The 607-nt window shown below is 63.4% G+C and carries 1 protein-coding gene; it reads left to right on the top strand.

Annotated elements, in window-relative coordinates:
- A partial coding sequence (locus EN884_RS37895; RefSeq protein WP_128361227.1) for a DUF4175 family protein occupies positions 1 to 607 on the top strand: 607 nt, incomplete at both ends.

Here is a 607-nt window from a genome sequence, read left to right as displayed (position 1 = left end):
GACCGAGCATGTCTGGGCCGGCAGCAGCATCAAGCTGACGCTGGTCGCCACCGACGATGCCGGGCACACCGCATCGAGCGAAACCAAGACGCTGCTGATGCCGGAGCGGCCTTTCGCCAATCCGCTGGCACGCGCCGTGATCGAACAGCGCCGCCTGCTGGCGCTCGACGCCAACGCCAAGCCGCGCGTGCTCGACCTGATGGACGCCATCACGCTGCGGCCGGAAGACACCTTCGACAACATGTCCCACTACCTCGCCATCATGAGCGCCCGCACCCGGCTGAAGATGGCCGACAGCGACGATCAATTGCGCAGCGAGGTCTCCTATCTCTGGGAAATCGCGCTCGGCATCGAGGAAGGCAATCTTTCGGCCGCCGAAAAGCGGCTGCGCCAGGCGCAACAGGCGCTGCAGGACGCCATCAAGAATGGCGCCAGCGACGCTGAAATCGAAAAGGCGATGAAGGAACTGCGCGAGGCGATGAACCAGTTCCTGCAGGAATTCGCGGAGCGCGCCAAGCAAAATCCCAACGCCCCGCAGATGCAGCAGAATGGCCAGGAACTGCGCCAGAGCGACATCGATCGCATGATGGACCAGATCGAGAACCTG

The sequence above is a fragment of the Mesorhizobium sp. M7A.F.Ca.AU.001.01.1.1 genome (assembly GCF_004022735.1).
Lineage (GTDB): Bacteria > Pseudomonadota > Alphaproteobacteria > Rhizobiales > Rhizobiaceae > Mesorhizobium > Mesorhizobium ciceri.
This window is presented reverse-complemented; position numbering and strand designations above follow the sequence as displayed.